The following is an 18,181-nucleotide window of genomic DNA, read 5'->3' on the forward strand; positions in this document are numbered from 1 at the left end:
TGGTCCCTTGGCCCAGAGATACGTGCGGTGGCGGTCGTGTGTTCAGTCAGTACCGGGTGATCGCGGTGGGACCGCTCTCCGTCCCCACCGCGATGTGCGGCCTGCCCCGGGCCTTCGCCCACAGCAGGATCCGCCGCATGGCGTCCTCGGGCACCGACACACAACCCGCCGTCGGGCCCTCGCCCCTGACGTGCAGAAAGATGCCGGCCCCACGCCCGCGCACCGGCGGGTCGTAATTGAAGCCGATGACCAGCGCGTGCGCGTACAGCGGCCCGTACGACACCAGGTGCTCCGCCTCCTGCGCCCGGCAGTCGGCGGGCCGGGGCTCGGTCCAGCGGTTGTAGGAGGTGGAGTCGTTGTCCTGGCACCACCAGGAGCCCGGGAGCACCGGCCGGTACTTGTACGTGATGCCGGCCGGCGCCGCCTTGATGCCGAAGGCGTACGGCAGGCTGAAGAGCCCCGTCGGCGTGGTGTTCGTGCCCTGCTCGCGGGCCGCCCCCTCGACCAGCCCGTTCGCCCCGAACCGGGCCGGCGCCGAACCGGCCGCGACCCAGCGCCCGTCCAGCCGGTCCCACCAGGTGACGGTCCCCGTCGTCGCGCCGGCCTCCGGCGCCACGGCGGTGATCAGCTGACTGCCGCCGCCGGTGTCGGCCATGCGGTCGGGCAGCACGTCCCCCTCGGCGGGGGCGGCACCGAGGAGGCAGGCGCAGACGAGGACGGACACGGCGGCGGCGACGGCGGGGCGCATGCCCCGACGCTAACGGGGGCTTTGCGCACCGGCAGTTCGGATGGTCCGTTCGGGCCCGAAGGTCACCCCGCGCGCCGGTGCGGCGCCCGAGCGGCGGTTCACATCGGACGGCCCTCGTGGCTCAGGGGAGTCAGCGGCAGCGGCACCCCCGGCAGCCCGTCGAGGCTCGTGGCGATGTGGTCCTTGCTCGCGAAGTAGGCGCTCAGCGACGCGGTGTCCTCGCGCGCGAAGCGCCGGCCGTGCAGCTCTCGGTCGCCGTCGTACGTCATCAGCGGCACCGCGAAGCCACAGCTGTCGCGGACCAGTTCGGCCGTCACGACGACGATCGCGCGCAGGCCGTGCGCGCTCGGGTCGATGTCCGGGAAGTGGGCGAGCAGTTCCCCGAAGCGCGGGTCGTCGCGGAAGACGGGCTCGCCGCGCCCGTGCACCCGGACGATGTTCGGCGGGCCCTGGAAGGCGCACCACATGAGGGTGATCCGCCCGTTCTCCCGCAGGTGCGCGACCGTCTCCGCGTTGGAGCCCGCGAAGTCGAGGTAGGCGACCGTGAGTTCGTCGAGCACCACGAACGAGCCCTTGAGGCCCTTGGGGGAGAGGTTGACCGTGCCCTCGCCGGAGAGCGGGGCGGTCGCGGTGAAGAAGAGGGGCTGCTCCTCGATGAACGAACGGAGCCTGCCGTCTATGCGCTCATACGTCTTTCCCATGGCAAGTGATTATCCGCGAAATTAGTTTGTCTGCCTAAAGGATGAGGACCGTGGCCGCCCCGGCCGGCGCTCAAGCGGGGCGGCCACAGCGCCTGTCACGTCACCGGGTGAACGCGCAGGCGGCTCGGGGGGTCAGCCCCTGGGGCCCGACGGCCATGGGGCGGCAGCGGTGCCTCGGTAGGGGCCTGGGCATGCAAAAGCCTCGCTAGGGGTGGTGTGGCCGGTGGGGTGCCGGTCTTCGGTGACCGGTGGGGTGCCGGTCCTCGGTGAGAGGTACGGGAAAGCGATTTCGGATGTTCAGCCGAGTGGCGATTCACCTCACCGGCGGTGACCGGATTGACGAACCATGCAGACTGCTGCATACTCATGCATGTCAGCGAATGCAGTGTGAGGAGAAACCCGTGACCGAGCGCGTCGTACTCGCCTACTCAGGCGGTCTGGACACCTCCGTCGCCATCGGCTGGATCGCCGAGGAGACCGGCGCCGAGGTCATCGCCGTTGCCGTGGACGTCGGCCAGGGCGGCGAGGACCTGGATGTCATCCGCAAGCGCGCCCTCGCCTGCGGTGCCGTCGAGGCCGAGGTCGCGGACGCCAAGGACGAGTTCGCCGAGGAGTACTGCCTCCCGGCGATCAAGGCCAACGCCCTCTACATGGACCGCTACCCGCTGGTCTCCGCCCTCTCCCGGCCCACGATCGTCAAGCACCTCGTCGCCGCCGCCAAGAAGCACGGCGCCACCACGGTCGCCCACGGCTGCACCGGCAAGGGCAACGACCAGGTCCGCTTCGAGGCCGGCATCGTCGCCCTCGCCCCCGACCTGAAGTGCATCGCCCCGGTCCGTGACTACGCGATGACCCGCGACAAGGCCATCGCGTTCTGCGAGGAGAAGGACCTCCCGATCGCGACGACCAAGAAGTCGCCGTACTCGATCGACCAGAACGTCTTCGGCCGTGCCGTCGAGACGGGCTTCCTGGAGGACATCTGGAACGCCCCGATCGAGGACATCTACGAGTACACCCAGAACCCGGCGACCCAGCGTGACGCCGACGAGGTGGTCGTCACCTTCAAGGAGGGCGTCCCGGTCGCCGTCGACGGCAAGCCCGTCACCGTGCTCCAGGCGATCCAGCAGCTCAACGAGCGCGCCGGCGCCCAGGGCATCGGCCGGATCGACATGGTCGAGGACCGTCTCGTCGGCATCAAGTCCCGCGAGGTGTACGAGGCCCCCGGAGCGATCGCGCTGATCACCGCCCACCAGGAACTGGAGAACGTCACCGTCGAGCGCGAGCTGGCCCGCTACAAGCGCCAGGTCGAGCAGCGCTGGGGCGAGCTGGTCTACGACGGCCTGTGGTTCTCCCCGCTCAAGCGCGCTCTGGACGGCTTCATCAACGAGGCCAACCAGCACGTGTCCGGCGACGTCCGGATGACCCTGCACGGCGGCCGCGCCGTGGTCACCGGGCGGCGCTCCGAGAGCTCGCTGTACGACTTCAACCTCGCGACCTACGACACGGGCGACACGTTCGACCAGGCCGCGGCCAAGGGCTTCATCGACATCTACAGCCTGTCGTCGAAGATCGCCGCCAAGCGCGACCTCGCCTGACCGGTTCAGGCCTTCGGGTCACCTCGCGCGCATCGGACTGACAGCCGCCTCCTCGCCTGCAAGGGTGAGGAGGCGGTCGCACAGCGGCGGCCGCACGGGCGGCCGAGGCCCACAGACAACCTCCGAGGAGCAACGCAAGTGAGCAGCAACAGCGGTGACGTACGGCTCTGGGGCGGCCGTTTCGCCGACGGCCCCGCCGAGGCCCTGGCGAAGCTGTCCGCGTCCGTCCACTTCGACTGGCGGCTCGCGCCCTACGACATCGCCGGCTCGCGCGCCCACGCCCGCGTGCTGCACAAGGCGGGCCTGCTCACCGATGACGAGCTGAGCCGGATGCTCGACGGGCTCGACCGGCTCGAAGCGGACGTGGCCGCGGGCGACTTCGTAGGCACCATCGCCGACGAGGACGTCCACACCGCCCTGGAGCGCGGCCTGCTGGAGCGCCTCGGCCCGGACCTCGGCGGCAAGCTGCGCGCCGGCCGCTCGAGGAACGACCAGGTGGCGACGCTCTTCCGGATGTACCTGCGCGACCACGCCCGCACCGTCGGCGGCCTGATCGCCGACCTCCAGGACGCCCTGATCGGCCTCGCCGAGGCCCACCCGGACGTCGCCATGCCCGGCCGCACCCACCTCCAGCACGCCCAGCCGGTGCTCTTCGCCCACCACGTCCTCGCACATGTGCAGTCCCTGTCCCGGGACGCCGAGCGCCTGCGCCAGTGGGACGAGCGGACGGCCGTGTCGCCGTACGGCTCGGGCGCCCTCGCGGGCAGCAGCCTCGGCCTGGACCCGGAGGCGGTCGCGAGGGACCTCGGCTTCGAGCACGGCAGCGCCGCCAACTCCATCGACGGCACGGCATCCCGGGACTTCGTCGCCGAGTTCGCCTTCATCACCGCGATGATCGGAGTGAACCTCTCCCGGATCGCCGAGGAGGTCATCATCTGGAACACGAAGGAGTTCTCCTTCGTGACCCTGCACGACGCCTTCTCCACCGGCTCGTCGATCATGCCGCAGAAGAAGAACCCGGACATCGCGGAGCTGGCACGCGGCAAGTCCGGCCGGCTGATCGGCAACCTGACCGGCCTGATGGCCACCCTCAAGGCGCTCCCGCTCGCGTACAACCGCGACCTCCAGGAGGACAAGGAGCCGGTCTTCGACTCCATCGACCAGCTGGAGATCCTGCTCCCCGCGTTCACCGGCATGATGGCCACCCTCACCGTGCACCGCGAGCGCATGGCGGAGCTGGCGCCGGCCGGCTTCTCGCTGGCCACGGACATCGCGGAGTGGCTGGTCAAGCAGGGCGTGCCCTTCCGGGTGGCGCACGAGGTGGCCGGTGAGTGCGTGAAGGCCGCCGAGGCCGAGGGCAAGGAACTGGACGAGCTGACCGACGAGCAGTTCGCGAAGATCTCCGCCCACCTCACCCCCGAGGTCCGCACCGTCCTCAACGTCCCGGGCGCCCTCGCTTCCCGCGACGGCCGCGGCGGTACGGCCCCCAGCGCCGTCGCGATCCAGCTGGCCGAGGTGAAGAGGGACGTGGCGGCCCAGCACGAGTGGGCGACGGCCGGCAAGCGGTAGGGCAACGCCCCGCAGTCCCCGGGGCGAAGGTCATCGCGGGTTACGTTGGTCGCAAGCCGTACCGGAGCCGACCGAACGGAGCCCGCGATGCCCTTCGCCCGACTGGCCACAGCGACGACCCCCACCTGCCACATCGGACTGGGTCTCGCCGCCGTCGGCCGCCCCGGCTACATCAACCTCGCCCGGGAGCGGGACCTCGGGGAGGACCGCGGCGTCGAGACGTTGCGCGCCCGCACCCATGAGCTCCTCGACGCCGCCTACGCCCAGGGGGTGCGCTACTTCGACGCCGCCCGCTCGTACGGCCGCTCCGAGGAGTTCCTCGCCGACTGGCTGAACGCGCACCCGGAGGCCGACGACGTCGTCGTCGGCAGCAAGTGGGGCTACACCTACACCGCCGACTGGTCCACGGACGCCGAGCAGCACGAGGTGAAGGACCACGGCCTCGCCACCTACGTGCGGCAGCGCGCCGAGAGCGCCGAACTGCTCGGCGACCGGCTCGACCTCTACCAGATCCACTCGGTGACCCCGGACAGCCCCGCCCTCACCGACAGGCAACTGCACGCCGCACTCGCCGAGGCCGCCGCGCAGGGCCTGACCATCGGCTTCTCCACCAGCGGTCCCGCGCAGGCGGAGGCGATCCGGGCGGCCCTGAAGGTCACGGTCGACGGCGAGCCCCTCTTCCGCACCGTCCAGTCCACGTTCAACGCCCTGGAGACCTCGGCCGCCCACGCCCTCGCCGAGGCCCATGACGCCGGACTGACGGTGATCGTCAAGGAAGGCATGGCCAACGGCCGGCTCGCGGAGCCCTACGCGCCGGGCGGCCTGAAGGCCGTCGCCGCGGAGACGGGCCTGGGCTGCGACGCCGTCGCCCTCGCACTGATCCTGAGCAGGCCGTGGGCGGGCGTGGTCCTCTCCGGCGCCGCGACCACCGGCCAGCTCGCCTCGAACCTGCACGCCGCCGTCGTGGACCTCGACGACGACCAGCTGGCACGGCTCGCCGTCCTCGCCGAGGATCCTCGGGTCTACTGGGAGCGACGCGGGGAGCTGCCCTGGCACTGAGACCGGCCGTCTCCCGACACGTGGTATCGACCGCGGGGCCGTGAGTCACACACGCCCAGGATGAGACAAAAATGTCTCACGTGGGCTATGGTTGTCTCATGGCCGTCGATCGAGAGTACGTACTGCGCACCGCCGCAGCCCTGCTGACCCGGAGATCCACCGCGACCATGGACGAGGTCGCGAAGGCCGCCGGAATCAGCCGGGCCACACTGCACCGCCAGTTCGCCGGGCGTGACGCGCTGGTCCGGGCGCTGGAGGCGCACGGCCTCGCCGAGTGCGAGGCCGCCCTGGCGGCGGCGCGGCTGGACGAGGGCAGCGCGAGCGACGCCGTACGGCGGCTGGTGCGGGAGATCGAGCCCGCGGCCGGACTCGTCGCCTTCCTCTACACCGAGAACCAGCTGTTCGAGGGTGACGAGCAGAACGAGGGCTGGGACCGGCTCGACGCCCGGATCTCGGCGCTGTTCCGGCGCGGCCAGGATGCCGGCGAATTCCGCATCGACCTGACCCCCGCCTGGCTCACCGAGGCCCTCTACGGCCTGATCGCGGCCGGCGCCTGGTCCGTCCACGACGGCAGGGTCGCCGCGAACGACTTCCAGAACATGATCGTCGAGCTGCTGCTCGGCGGCGCCACACGGAGAGAGGAATCATGACCAGCACCCTGCGGCCGGCGAACGCGAACGAGGCGGTGAAGCGCCCCGGCCGCTGGCTCGCGCTGTCCGTACTCGTGCTCGCCGTGCTGCTGGTGGCCGTCGACGCCACCGTGCTAGGCCTCGCGACCCCCTACATATCCGAGGACCTGAGCCCGTCCGGCACCCAGCTGCTGTGGATCGGTGACGTCTACTCCTTCGTCATCGCCGGTCTGCTCGTCTCCATGGGCAGCCTCGGCGACCGCGTCGGGCGCAAGCGGATCCTGCTGATCGGCGCCACGGCGTTCGGCGCGGTGTCCGTGCTCAACGCCTACGCGACCACCCCCGAGATGCTGATCCTGGCCCGGGCGCTGCTCGGTGTCGCGGGCGCGACCCTGATGCCGGCCACGCTCGCCCTGATCCGCAACCTCTTCCACGACCCGCGCGAGCGCAGCCTCGCCATCGGTATCTGGGGCGCCACCGCGTCGGCCGGTACGGCGGTCGGCCCGATCGTCGGCGGTTTCCTGCTGGAGCACTTCTGGTGGGGCTCCGTCTTCCTGATCAACCTGCCCGTGATGGCGGTCCTCGTCCTTGTCGGCGTCAAGCTGCTGCCCGAGTCCAAGAACACCAGTCCCGGCCCGTGGGACCTGCTCAGCGTCCTGCTGTCGCTGGTCGGCATGATCGCCGCGGTGTACGCGGTCAAGGAGGCCGCGACGCACGGGTTCGGCTGGGAGAGCGTCGCCGCGGGCCTGCTGGGCGCCGCCGCGCTCCACGGCTTCGTCCGGCGTCAGTTCACCCTGCCGGCCCCGCTGCTGGACATGCGCCTGTTCCGCAACCGCGGCTTCAGTGGTGCGGTGCTCGCCGACCTGCTGACCGTCCTCGGCATGTCCGGCCTGGTCTTCTTCCTCTCGCAGTACCTGCAACTGGTGCAGGGCAGGCGCCCGTTCGAGGCGGGTCTGGCCGAACTGCCCGCCGCGATCGGCGCGGTGGCGGCCGGTCTGGTCGCAGGGCGGGCGGCCCGGCGGTACTCGGTGCGGGCGGTGGTCGCGGGCGGACTCGCCGCCGTCGGCCTGGCGCTGGCCGCGCTGACCCTGCTCGGCCAGCACACCGGGTACCCGCTGCTCGGCACCGCGCTGCTGGTCGTCGGTGTCGGCGCCGGGTTCTCGTTCACGGTGACCGCCGACGTGATCCTCGCGTCCGTGCCCAAGGAGCAGGCGGGTGCCGCGTCGGCCGTCTCCGAGACGGCGTACGAACTCGGCGCGGCCCTCGGTATCGCCCTTCTCGGCTCGGTCGTGACCGGCGTGTACAAGGGCTTCACCGCGCCGGCGGGCACCCCGGAGGCCGCCCACGAGTCACTGGGCGGAGCCGTCGAGGTGGCCGCGGGACTCCCGGCCCACACCTCCGAGGCCCTGCTGGAAGCGGCCCGTCAGTCCTTCGTGGACGGCCTGACCCTCGCCTCAGGCGTGGGCGCGACGGTACTGCTGGCGGCGGCGGCAGCGGCATGGATCCTGCTCCGAGGCCAGAAGCTGGAAGACACGACGTGACCCACCGCCGCACAACGCCCGGCAAACCCCGCTGACCGCGCCGACGCGGGACGCCGGGCAAACCCCGCTGACGGCGCCGACGAAGAGGGGTGCGGGGAACTGCGCGGCAAGCCCCGACCCACCCGCGGCCGAAAACCCACCGCGCGCCCCACGACCCGCCCCACCCCGCGGAGCTACGCCGCTGTCTTGGCCTTCGTGGCGTACATGTCCACATACTCCTGTCCCGACAGCCGCATGACCTCCGTCATCACGGAGTCCGTCACGGCCCGCAGTACGTACCGGTCCCGGTCCATCCCGTCGTACCGCGAGAACTCAAGCGCCTCACCGAAACGCACCGTCACGCGGGCGGGGCGGGGAAACCCGGCCCCGCCGGGCTGGATCCGGTCCGTCCCGATCATGGCGAACGGGACGACCGGAGCCCCGGTCATCAGGGTGAGCCGGGCGATGCCGGTACGACCCCGGTACAGACGGCCGTCGGGCGAGCGGGTGCCCTCGGGGTAGATGCCGAAGACCCGGCCCTCCTCCAGGATCCGGCGCCCGGTCATCAGTGCCGCGACCCCACCCTTGCCGCCGTCGCGGTCGACCGGGATCATGCCGACGCCGGTGAAGAACCACGCCATCAGCCGGCCCTTGAGGCCCTTGCCGGTGACGTACTCGTCCTTGCCGATGAAGAAGACCTGACGGTCGCAGACCAGCGGCAGGATCATCGAGTCGATGAACGTGAGGTGATTGCCGGCCAGGATCACCGGACCGTCGCCCGGGATGTGCTCCACACCCTCCACCCGAGGGCGGAACATCAGGCGCATGGTCGGACCGAGCACTGCCTTGATGAGCGCGAAGCGGGACAACGGGCCCTCCGGGGTCAACGGATTCGGTATGAGTCTGTGCAGGTGAGGACGATACTCGCGGCCCCCGGGCAAGCGCACATCGGGGACATCGGGTTCACCGAGGTCTTACGCACTGTTGACGTACGTTCACCTGCGGTGGCGTGTCGCAGCCTACGCGTAACCCGGCGGCGAAGATGTGACCGACATCGCGTGGAGCCGGTACCGACCGGCTACCCGGCGCCGCGCCGCCGAAGCCGACGGCTCGTCACCTCGGCCGAAGATACGGTCCTCATACGACATCCGTCGTCATCCACGCGTTCGAAATGAAGCCTCCCGGCCGACACGTCGACACCCCTACGATCTGCCAGCACCACCGACTTTCTCGGCAAGGAGGCCGCTGATGGCAACGCAGGAGTCCAACGAGCAGGAGCAGGCGCGCACCGGGCGGCGCGCGCTGCTCGGAGCTGCGATGCTCGGCGCGGGCGGAGCGGTCCTCGGTCTGTCCGGCACGGCGAGAGCCGATGCGCGTCATGGAGGCCGAGGAATGAACAGCCTGCCCGTGCCGACGATCGTCGGCCACCGCGGTGCCAGCGGTTACCGTCCCGAGCACACCCTCGGCTCGTACCAGCTGGCCCTCGACATGGGTGCCGACATCGTGGAGGCCGGCGACCTGGTGCCCACCAAGGACGGTCACCTCGTCTGCCGGCACGAGCCCGAGATCGGCGGCACCACGGACGTCGCCGACCACCCCGAGTTCGCCGCCCGCAGGACCACGAAGATGCTGGACGGCGTCTCCACCACCGGCTGGTTCACCGAGGACTTCACCCTCGCCGAGCTGAAGACCCTGCGCGCCACCGAGCGCATCCCGGCCAACCGCCCGCACAACACCCTCTACGACGGCCGCTGGGAGATCCCCACCTTCGAGGAGGTGCTCCGGTGGCAGGACGAGCAGGCCCGCAAGCGCGGCAAGGAGGTCTGGATCTACCCCGAGCTCAAGCACCCCACCTACTTCCGCAAGCTGGGCCTCTCCCTGGAGGAGCGGGTCGCCAAGGTGCTGCGCAAATACCGCAAGGACCGCTGGAACTCGCCGGTCATCCTCCAGTCCTTCGAGCCGACCAGCGTCCAGCGCCTGCACAAGCTGGTCGACAACCCGCTCGTCGTGCTGCTGTCCGGTGCCACCACCCGTCCCTGGGACTTCGTGGAGACCGGTGACCCGCGTACCGTCGCCGACCTGATCAAGCCGGCCGGCCTGCGCGAGATCGCCTCCTACGCCCAAGGCATCGGCCCCACGCTCGACCTGGTCATCCCGAGGGACGCCGCCGGCAACCTCACCAGGCCGACCACCCTCGTCGCCGACGCCCACAAGGTCGGCCTCAAGCTGCACCCCTACACGATGCGCAACGAGAACCCGTTTCTGCCCGCGAACTTCCGCGAGGGCACCGACGCGGACGCCTACGGAGACGTCTTCGGCGCCTACAAGGCGTACTTCGCCACCGGCATCGACGGCATCTTCACAGACCAGCCCGACACCGGCCTGCTGGCCCGCGAGGACTTCGTCAACAACTGAACCGCCCCACCCCGCTGGGGTGACAGCCGGCCGCCCGGGCAACCCACCGCCCGGGCGGCCGCGTCGTGCCGCATATGACGCACGATCTGCTCTCCGCACTGCGCCCCCTGCTCGCCGCCGAGGCCTCGGCCGAGGCGCACGCCGCCGGCGCCGAACCCGGTGACCTGGAACAGGCGGTCTGGCTCCGCCTGCTGGAACTCCTCGACTCGGGCGGCCCGCCCCGCGACCCCGAGCGCTGGCTGCGCCGCGCCGTCCGCTCCGAGGCCCGCCGCTCCCGCCGTACGACCCGGCATGAACGCCCGTACGGCACCGAGCCCGCCGACGAGACCGACCGCACCCCCGAACAGCTCGTCCTCACCGCTTCCCGCACCCGTGCCCTGCGCGCCGCGGTGCGCCGGCTGCCCGGCCGTTGCCCCGCCCTTCTGGAAGCGTTGATGTCCCCCAAGGACCTCACATACCGGGAGATCGCGGGGGAGTTGGGTATCTCACAGGGGAGTCTCGGGCCGGAACGTTCCAGATGTCTGGGATGTCTGCGTCGATTGCTTGCCGCGGAGGTTGCGGCTCGCGGAGCACGGGGATAGGAGTGAGGGACAACAGGCAACAGGTGAGCGGGAGGCGTGCACACATGGGCATGAGCGTGATCATCTCCGAGGCGACCGACCAGGACGTCGAGCAGATCTTCAAGCTGCAGTACCTGTGCTTCCAGAGCGAAGCGGCGCTGTACGGCAACTACCGCATCGACCCTCTCGTCCAGACGCTCGATTCGGTCCGTCAGGAGGTCGCCGAGGACTGCGTCTTCGTGGCCCGGCTCGGCGACGAGGTGATCGGCTCGGTGCGCGGTGCGATCACCGACGACGGCGCGGCGGCCATCGGCCGCCTCTGCGTCCACCCCCGCCTCCAGGGCCACGGCATCGGCGCCCGCCTCCTGAACGCGGCCGAGTCGGCCCTCGCGGAGCACCGCGGCGCCAAGAAGTTCCGCCTCCACACCGGCCACCGCAGCGAGGGCAACCTCCGCCTCTACCGCAAGGTCGGTTACGAGACGGTGGGCACCTCGCAGGGCACGGACGGCGTCCCCATGATCGTCCTGGAGAAGCGGGCGGGCGCGTACGTGACGACGGCCTGAGCCGCGAGGCCCCTCAGGCGCTCCGCGCCGCCTTGCGCAGCCACCACAGCGCCGAAACCGGCAACAGCACCGGGATGAACAAGTAGCCCATGCCGAAGTCGGACCACACGGTCGCGTCCGGGAACGCCGACGGCTCGACCAGCGTCCACGTGCCGACGACCAGCACACCCACCAGCTCGGCGGCGCAGCAGACCTGCGCCGCCCTGCGGGCCGTCTCCCCACCGCGCACCAGCGTGTACGTGATGAACCCGTACACGATCCCCGCCAGCGCCGAAAGGGAATAGGCGAGCGGCGCGTGGTCGAACTCAGTGGCGATCTGGTACGCGGACCGGGAGACGGCGCCCACGACCATCACGCCGTACAGCCACACCAGCAGCACCCCGGGCCCGCTGATCAGCCGCGTCCTGGCCGTCATGGCCACCTCAGCCTCCCCAGATGTCATAGAGCCGCACCTCCAGCACGGCGAGCACCACGCCACCCGCGGCGACCGTCACCGAACCCCACTTCGACCGCTCGGCCAGCGACATGAACCCGGCGGCCGGGACGCAGGCGAACGCGCCCAGCAGATACGCCACGAAGATCGTCGTCCCCTGGGCCGGCTCCTCGCCGCGCGCCAGCTGCACGATGCCGATCACCAACTGCGCCAACGCCAGCACCGACACCACGGCCATCCCGATGAAGTGCCAGTCCTTCGTCGGCTGATCGCGGTACGCGGCCCAGCCGCACCACGCGCCGAGCAACAGCGCGGCGACCGCGGTCGCCACCGTCAGGGCATCAAGCATGGAGCGACCCTATTACGGGCCAAAAGGCCTGATGCGGCCGCCCCCGGGGTCCCCCGTAGGGTCGAGGACATGAAGATCCGCGCACAGGCCCTCCTGTTCGACAACGACGGCACCCTCGTCTCCTCCCTCGAATCCGTCCACCGCTGCTGGACCCGCTGGGCGGGGGAGTACGGCATCACGGCCGAGCGCTTCGCGCGGGTCGAACTGCACGGCCGGACCGCGGCCGAGATAGCCGCCGATCTGCTGCCGTCCGAGAGCGTGCCGGAGGCGGTCGCGCGGATCGAGGCGCTGGAGGTGGAGGACGTGCCCAACGGCGGTGTGCGCCTGCTCCCCGGCACGTACGACTTCCTCACCGCCCTGCCCGCCGACCGCTGGGCCGTCGTCACCTCCGCCACCCGCCGCCTGGCCGAGGCCCGCCTCGACGCCGTCGGCATCCTGCCGAAGACGCTGGTCGCCGCAGACGACGTCACCCGGGGCAAGCCCGACCCGCAGCCCTACCTGCTCGGCGCCCGCGCGCTGGGCGTGGACCCGGCCGCCTGCGTCGTCTTCGAGGACGCCCCCGCCGGACTGCGGGCCGGGCGCGCCGCCGGGATGACCACCGTGGCCTTGGCCACAACCCACCCCGCCCACGAACTGAGCGCCGACCTGGTGGTCGAGGACCTGTCGGCCCTTTCCGTGCTGGTCACCGCCGACGGCGTGGAGATCTCCGTCCGGAACTGAGGACCGTCCACCGCTGTCCGCAATGCGGACAGCGGTTCCTGATTGCCTCCGTACGTCTGCTTTACTGATCGCATGACCACGACGAACAGCCGCATCCCTGCGACCGAGGCGACCCTCACGCCCGGCGCCGGCTGTATGTGTCGTCGAATGTGCGCCTTCTAGAGGGCCCCCGCACTCCCTGAGCCTCGCGCCCCGAAGCGAGCCGCCGTGGCATGTCCGTACCTCCTCCGCCGTACGTGACCCCCTTGCCCCGCGCACCTCTTCCCTTCCGTACCAGGGCACACCCACGCCCGCGTACTCGACAGTGACGGAAACCCACGTGATCACCACATCGGGCCTGACGAAGATCTACCGGCCGCACCGCCCCGGTGGCCGCGAGGTCACCGCGTTGGACGGCGTCGATCTGCACGTCCGCGAAGGCGAGGTCTACGGCGTCATCGGCCAGTCCGGCGCCGGCAAGTCCTCGCTGATCCGCTGCGTCAACCTCCTGGAGCGCCCCACCTCCGGCACGGTCACCGTCGCCGGCCAGGACCTCACCGCCCTCGCCGGGCGCGGTCCGCGCGCGGGACGGGAACTCCGCCGGGCGCGCAGCCACATCGGGATGGTCTTCCAGCACTTCAACCTGCTGTCCTCCCGGACCGTCCAGGACAACGTCGAGCTGCCGCTGGAGATCCTCGGCAAGGCCGGGAAGGAACGTTCCCGCAAGGCGCTCGAACTGCTCGACCTGGTCGGCCTCGCCGACAAGGCGAAGGCCTACCCCGCCCAGCTCTCCGGCGGCCAGAAGCAGCGCGTCGGCATCGCCCGCGCCCTGGCCGGCGACCCCAAGGTGCTGCTCTCCGACGAGGCCACCAGCGCCCTCGACCCCGAGACCACCCGCTCGATCCTCAAGCTGCTGCGCGACCTGAACCAGCAGCTCGGCCTGACCGTCCTGCTCATCACCCACGAGATGGACGTCGTCAAGAGCGTCTGCGACTCGGCGGCCCTGATGGAGAACGGCCGCATCGTCGAGTCCGGCACGGTGAGCGAGCTGCTCGCCACCCCGGGCTCGGAGCTGGCCGCCGCGCTCTTCCCGGTGGGCGGCGAGGCCTCCGCCGACGACCGCACCGTCCTCGACGTCACCTTCCACGGTGAGTCCGCCACGCAGCCGGTCATCTCCCAGCTGGCCCGCACGTACAACATCGACATCTCCATCCTGGGCGCCGCGATCGACACCGCCGGCGGCCTCCAGGTCGGCCGGATGCGCATCGAACTGCCCGGCCGCTACGAGGACAACGTCGTGCCGATCGGCTTCCTGCGCGAACAGGGCCTGCAGATCGATGTACCGGGTGCCGCGGTCGACGCGCCCCTGCTGGTCAAGGAAGGTGCCAAGTGACCTGGTCCGAGATGCGGCCCCTGCTGGAGCAGGCCTGTACCGAAACGCTGGTCATGGTCGGTTGGTCCACCCTGATCGCCGTCGTCGTCGGCCTGCCGATCGGCGTCCTGCTCGTCCTCACGGACAAGGGCGGCCTGCTGCAGAGCACCGCGCTGAACAAGGTCATCGGGCAGATCGTGAACGTCGGCCGCTCGCTGCCCTTCATCATCCTGATGGTGGCGCTGATGAGCTTCACCCGCTGGGTCACCGGCACCACCATCGGCAGCGGGGCCGCCATCGTGCCGCTCGCCATCGGCGGCATCCCGTTCTTCGCCCGCCTCGTCGAGACGGCCGTCCGCGAGGTGGACCACGGACTGGTCGAGGCCGTCCAGTCGATGGGCGGCAACAACTGGACCATCGTCCGCAAGGTCCTCGTCCCCGAGGCCCTGCCGTCCCTGATCGCGTCCACCACGACCACGGTCATCGCCCTCATCGGCTACTCGGCGATGGCCGGCACCGTCGGCGGCGGCGGACTCGGCGACCTCGCCGTCCGCTACGGCTACCAGCGCTTCGAAACCGGACTGATGTGGATCACGGTGGCCGTGCTCGCCGTCGTCATCTCCCTCATCCAGTTCGCCGGCGACTGCACGGCCCGCTCCCTGCACCACCGCGGCGCCCGCTCCGGCCCCGGCCCCAAGCTCCGCCTGCTGAAGGCGAAGGAACCGGCCGTGGCCGACGTGGACAAGGTCGCGTAACCCCCAGAACGCCCCGCACACCACCGCGGGGTCGCACCACCCTTAAGGAAAGGCACTTTTCGTGCGTAACACCGCCAAGATCACCGCCGCCGCCCTCGCCGCCGGAGCCCTCACCTTCGGGCTCACCGCCTGCGGCTCGGGCCAGGACGCCGCATCCGACACCTCGGGACCGCTGGTCGTCGCCGCGACGCCCGTCCCGCACGCCCAGGTCCTCGACTACGTCAAGGACAACCTGGCCGAGAAGGCGGGCCTGGACCTCGAAGTCAAGGAGTTCACCGACTACGTCACGCCGAACACGGCGACGGAGGACGGCTCGGTGGGCGCCAACTACTTCCAGACCGAGCCCTATCTCGAGGACTTCAACAAGAAGAACGGCACCCACCTGGTGTCCGTCGCCTCCGTGCACCTCGAGCCGCTCGGCCTGTACTCCGAGAAGACCGACAAGGTCGGCGGCCTGAAGAACGGCGCGACCATCGCCGTCCCCAACGACACCGTCACCGAGGCGCGCGCCCTCCAGCTGCTCGCCGCCAACGGACTGCTCACCCTCAAGGACGGCGTCGGTACCTCGGCCACCACCGCCGACATCACCGAGAACCCGAAGAACCTCAAGTTCAAGGAGCTGGAGGCGGCCCTGACGCCCCGCGCCCTGAAGGACGTCGACGCGGCCGTGATCAACGGCAACTACGCCCTGGAGGCGGACCTCGAGCCGGCCCAGGACGCGCTCGTCCTGGAGTCCCCCGACAACAACCCGAACGTCAACCTCCTCGTCGTCAAGGAGGGCAACGAGGACGACCCGCGCGTGAAGAAGCTCGCGAAGCTCCTCACCTCCCCCGAGGTCAAGAAGTTCATCGAGAAGGAGTACGCCGGCTCGGTCATCGCCTCCTTCTGAGCCACGCCGCCCTTCGTGCGCACCCGGGGTTCACTCCCTCACACGGAGTGGACCCCGGGTGTGTGGTTGAGTGCTTTCATGCTGCATGCTGGGCAGTTCAGCAGTCCCTGACGGTTCGAAGGTTACGGAGCGACGTCATGACGAGCACCTTCCCCAGCGTCTCCATCAGCACGGAGCGGTTGGTGCTGCGTCCGCTCGACGAGGACGACGTGCCCGCCCTCGCCGAGATGATGAACGACGAGCAGGTCGTCGCCTGGACCGACGTGCGGCTGCCCTTCACGGAGGACAGCGCGCACGCCTGGATCACCGAACAGGCACCCACCGAGCGCGCCCGGGGACGCGGCGTCGCCCTCGCCGTCACCGAGTTCCTCACCCAGCGCCTGGTCGGCGTGGTCCAGCTGACGCGCACCAACTGGCACGTACGCTCCACCGAACTGTCGTACGTCGTCGCTCCCTGGGCCCGCGGCGAGGGCTACGCCTCCGAGGCCGCGCTCGCCACCGCCCAGTGGCTCTTGAACGACCAGAAGTTCGAACGCATCGAATTGCGCACCGCGGCCGACAACACCGCCTCCCAGCAGGTCGCCCAGAAGATCGGCTGCATCAGCGAGGGCGTCCTGCGCGGCGCCTGCATAGCGCGCACCCGCACCGACGACGGCCCCTGGACCGAGGTGCGCACCGACTACATCGTGTGGAGCCTGCTGCCCGAGGACCTGGAGGGCGCGGGCGAGCAGCTGGCGGACACCGGCGGATTCACGTCGTACTCGGACTGGAACTGAGCGCAGCGGGGAAGGCGCCCGAGCGCGCCCGCACGGCACCAGGTACTCTCACGGAGCCCGCCCGCCCGCGGGCTGCCCCCGACGACCTGCGCAAACCCCCAGGAGACTGACGACGATGGCCGACCGGGTCACGGTGATCGGCTGGGACGGCTCTCCACTGACCGCCGCGGCACACGGCGCCCTGGGCGCCGCCACCCTCGTGGCCGGTGCCGGACACCACCTGGTACTGCCCGAGGTGCCGCCCGGCGCCGAACGCATCCGGCTCGGCAGCGTCGCCCTCGCCGCCCGCCGGATCGCCGCCCATCGCGGCACCGCCGTGGTGTTCGCCGACGGCGACCCCGGCTTCTTCGGAGTCGTCCGCACCCTGCGCGCCCCCGAGTTCGGCCTGGAGGTCGAGGTCGTCCCCGCCGTCTCGTCCGTGGCCGCCGCCTTCGCGCGCGCGGGCATGCCCTGGGACGACGCCCAGGTGGTCGTCGCACACCCCCGCACCCTGCGGCGCGCGGTGAACGTATGCCGCGCCCACACCAAGGTCGCGGTCCTCACCTCACCCGGCGCCGGCCCCGCGGAACTCGGTCTGCTCCTCGACGGCATCCACCGCACGTTCGTCATCTGTGAGGAACTGGGCACCGCCCGCGAGCAGGTAACCGTCGTCACCTCCGACAAGGCCGCCGACCACACCTGGCGCGACCCGAACGTCGTCATCGTCATCGGCGGTCCCGCCGCGGCGCAGGAGGGCGGCGGCTGGATCGCCGGCCGCGACACCGGTGCGGGTGTCCGCGGCTGGACCCTGCCGCCCGAGGCGTACGGCGGTGGCCTGGGCGAGGGCGAGACCGAACCGCTGCGCGCGGCCCAACTCGCCCGGCTCGGACCCCGCGTCGGCGACCTCGTGTGGGACATCGGCTGCGGCAGCGGCGCCTTCGCCACCGAGGCCGCCCGGGCCGGCGCCGCCGTCATCGCCGTCGACCGGGACCACGGCGCCTGCGCCCGCACCGACGCCGCCGCGCGCCGCTTCGCGGTCCAGCTCCAGATCGTCCACGGCACCGCCCCGCACGTCCTGGAAAACCTGCCCGAACCCGACGTCGTGCGGGTGGGCGGCGGGGGAGCGGCCGTGGTGTCCGCGGTCGCCGACCGGCGCCCGCAGCGCATCGTCGCCCACGCCGCCACCCGAGACGCGGCCGAACTCGTCGGCCGTGCCCTCTCCGAGCACGGCTACGAGGCCGAGTGCGCCCTCCTGCAGTCCGTGGAACTCGACACGCGGTCCTGGACGGAGAAGGAGCGGAGCGTCGCGTTCCTGCTCACCGGGGTACTGCCCGATCGCGCCCCGTGATCCGCTTGTCGTACCGCGCGCGGTAGGCTGGCCGATCGTTGTACCGCACTCGGATGCCCGGCGCTTCGTCGGTCAATGTCCGGAAAACATGCTCGTTTTGGGGTGGGTGGGGTACGGCAAGACCCGAGGACGCGCAACGTGGCGCAGTCCACAGCGGGCCGTCGCGAATGAAGCTGACGCGACGGCGGAACGGCCGCGACAATGCCACTGAATGGCTTTGTC

General features: G+C 70.9%; 19 protein-coding genes. 14 read left to right on the plus strand and 5 right to left on the minus strand.

The window, feature by feature from the left end; all coding sequences use genetic code 11:
* Positions 1 to 46 precede the first annotated feature (46 nt).
* Both AB0O67_RS18810 and AB0O67_RS18815 read right to left on the minus strand, forming a co-directional pair.
* Positions 47 to 748, minus strand: a complete 702-nt coding sequence (locus tag AB0O67_RS18810; RefSeq protein WP_365451376.1) for a L,D-transpeptidase family protein — start codon at positions 746 to 748, stop codon at positions 47 to 49.
* 98 nt (positions 749 to 846) lie between these two features.
* Complete coding sequence (locus tag AB0O67_RS18815; RefSeq protein ID WP_365451378.1) at positions 847 to 1,449, minus strand: pyridoxamine 5'-phosphate oxidase family protein; 603 nt, start codon at positions 1,447 to 1,449, stop codon at positions 847 to 849.
* Positions 1,450 to 1,850: 401 nt separating this feature from the next.
* Here AB0O67_RS18815 and AB0O67_RS18820 point away from each other — a divergent pair, with 401 nt between their 5' ends.
* The 5 genes from AB0O67_RS18820 (at position 1,851) to AB0O67_RS18840 (ending at position 7,842) form a co-directional block, all read left to right on the plus strand.
* Complete coding sequence (locus tag AB0O67_RS18820) at positions 1,851 to 3,044, plus strand: argininosuccinate synthase (RefSeq protein ID WP_365451379.1); 1,194 nt, start codon at positions 1,851 to 1,853, stop codon at positions 3,042 to 3,044.
* A gap of 138 nt (positions 3,045 to 3,182) precedes the next feature.
* Positions 3,183 to 4,613, plus strand: coding sequence for an argininosuccinate lyase (gene argH / locus AB0O67_RS18825; RefSeq protein ID WP_365451381.1), 1,431 nt, complete (start codon positions 3,183 to 3,185; stop codon positions 4,611 to 4,613).
* 87 nt (positions 4,614 to 4,700) lie between these two features.
* Positions 4,701 to 5,672: an aldo/keto reductase gene (locus AB0O67_RS18830; protein WP_365451383.1), complete on the plus strand. Its 972-nt coding sequence runs from the start codon at positions 4,701 to 4,703 to the stop codon at positions 5,670 to 5,672.
* A gap of 98 nt (positions 5,673 to 5,770) precedes the next feature.
* The gene (locus AB0O67_RS18835) at positions 5,771 to 6,322 is read left to right on the plus strand and encodes a helix-turn-helix domain-containing protein (protein ID WP_365451385.1); all 552 of its coding nucleotides are present in this window, start codon (positions 5,771 to 5,773) and stop codon (positions 6,320 to 6,322) included.
* Entirely contained in the window at positions 6,319 to 7,842 is a 1,524-nt protein-coding gene (locus tag AB0O67_RS18840) for an MFS transporter (protein ID WP_365451387.1), read from the plus strand. The genes AB0O67_RS18835 and AB0O67_RS18840 overlap by 4 nt, the downstream gene beginning before the upstream one ends.
* Before the next feature lie 173 nt (positions 7,843 to 8,015).
* Here AB0O67_RS18840 and AB0O67_RS18845 read toward each other — a convergent pair whose 3' ends face one another.
* Positions 8,016 to 8,690, minus strand: coding sequence for a lysophospholipid acyltransferase family protein (locus tag AB0O67_RS18845; protein WP_365451389.1), 675 nt, complete (start codon positions 8,688 to 8,690; stop codon positions 8,016 to 8,018).
* A 379-nt stretch (positions 8,691 to 9,069) separates the two neighbouring features.
* On the opposite strand from AB0O67_RS18845, the gene AB0O67_RS18850 reads away from it, so the two are divergent.
* The 3 genes from AB0O67_RS18850 to AB0O67_RS18860 all read left to right on the plus strand — a co-directional run bounded on the left by AB0O67_RS18850 (position 9,070) and on the right by AB0O67_RS18860 (position 11,359).
* Positions 9,070 to 10,236 carry a glycerophosphodiester phosphodiesterase gene (locus tag AB0O67_RS18850; protein WP_365451391.1) on the plus strand — a complete coding sequence of 389 codons (1,167 nt, stop codon included), beginning with the start codon at positions 9,070 to 9,072 and terminating at the stop codon, positions 10,234 to 10,236.
* A 74-nt stretch (positions 10,237 to 10,310) separates the two neighbouring features.
* Entirely contained in the window at positions 10,311 to 10,817 is a 507-nt protein-coding gene (locus tag AB0O67_RS18855; RefSeq protein WP_365451393.1) for a sigma-70 family RNA polymerase sigma factor, read from the plus strand.
* A 44-nt stretch (positions 10,818 to 10,861) separates the two neighbouring features.
* A complete protein-coding gene (locus tag AB0O67_RS18860) occupies positions 10,862 to 11,359 on the plus strand; it encodes a GNAT family N-acetyltransferase (protein WP_365451395.1) in 498 nt (165 codons plus the stop codon).
* A 13-nt stretch (positions 11,360 to 11,372) separates the two neighbouring features.
* Here the strand turns inward: AB0O67_RS18860 and AB0O67_RS18865 are convergent, their stop codons facing one another.
* Positions 11,373 to 11,801 (minus strand): hypothetical protein, encoded by a 429-nt coding sequence (locus AB0O67_RS18865; protein WP_365451397.1) that lies wholly within the window; start codon positions 11,799 to 11,801, stop codon positions 11,373 to 11,375.
* On the minus strand, positions 11,782 to 12,141 hold the full coding sequence (locus AB0O67_RS18870) for a hypothetical protein (RefSeq protein WP_365451399.1): 360 nt from the start codon (positions 12,139 to 12,141) through the stop codon (positions 11,782 to 11,784). Before AB0O67_RS18870 ends, AB0O67_RS18865 begins: the two co-directional genes overlap by 20 nt.
* 69 nt (positions 12,142 to 12,210) lie before the next feature.
* On the opposite strand from AB0O67_RS18870, the gene AB0O67_RS18875 reads away from it, so the two are divergent.
* The 6 genes from AB0O67_RS18875 (at position 12,211) to cbiE (ending at position 17,959) form a co-directional block, all read left to right on the plus strand.
* Positions 12,211 to 12,861: an HAD family hydrolase gene (locus tag AB0O67_RS18875; protein ID WP_365451401.1), complete on the plus strand. Its 651-nt coding sequence runs from the start codon at positions 12,211 to 12,213 to the stop codon at positions 12,859 to 12,861.
* A 319-nt stretch (positions 12,862 to 13,180) separates the two neighbouring features.
* A complete protein-coding gene (locus AB0O67_RS18880) occupies positions 13,181 to 14,233 on the plus strand; it encodes an ATP-binding cassette domain-containing protein (RefSeq protein ID WP_365451403.1) in 1,053 nt (350 codons plus the stop codon).
* Complete coding sequence (locus tag AB0O67_RS18885; protein WP_365451405.1) at positions 14,230 to 14,967, plus strand: methionine ABC transporter permease; 738 nt, start codon at positions 14,230 to 14,232, stop codon at positions 14,965 to 14,967. Before AB0O67_RS18880 ends, AB0O67_RS18885 begins: the two co-directional genes overlap by 4 nt.
* A 61-nt stretch (positions 14,968 to 15,028) precedes the next feature.
* Complete coding sequence (locus tag AB0O67_RS18890; RefSeq protein WP_365451407.1) at positions 15,029 to 15,856, plus strand: MetQ/NlpA family ABC transporter substrate-binding protein; 828 nt, start codon at positions 15,029 to 15,031, stop codon at positions 15,854 to 15,856.
* A gap of 137 nt (positions 15,857 to 15,993) precedes the next feature.
* Positions 15,994 to 16,632, plus strand: a complete 639-nt coding sequence (locus AB0O67_RS18895) for a GNAT family N-acetyltransferase (RefSeq protein WP_365451409.1) — start codon at positions 15,994 to 15,996, stop codon at positions 16,630 to 16,632.
* A gap of 115 nt (positions 16,633 to 16,747) precedes the next feature.
* Positions 16,748 to 17,959 carry a precorrin-6y C5,15-methyltransferase (decarboxylating) subunit CbiE gene (gene cbiE / locus AB0O67_RS18900; RefSeq protein ID WP_365451411.1) on the plus strand — a complete coding sequence of 404 codons (1,212 nt, stop codon included), beginning with the start codon at positions 16,748 to 16,750 and terminating at the stop codon, positions 17,957 to 17,959.
* Positions 17,960 to 18,181 lie beyond the last annotated feature (222 nt).

It is taken from the genome of Streptomyces sp. NPDC086077 (assembly GCF_040686175.1).
Classification (GTDB): Bacteria; Actinomycetota; Actinomycetes; order Streptomycetales; family Streptomycetaceae; genus Streptomyces.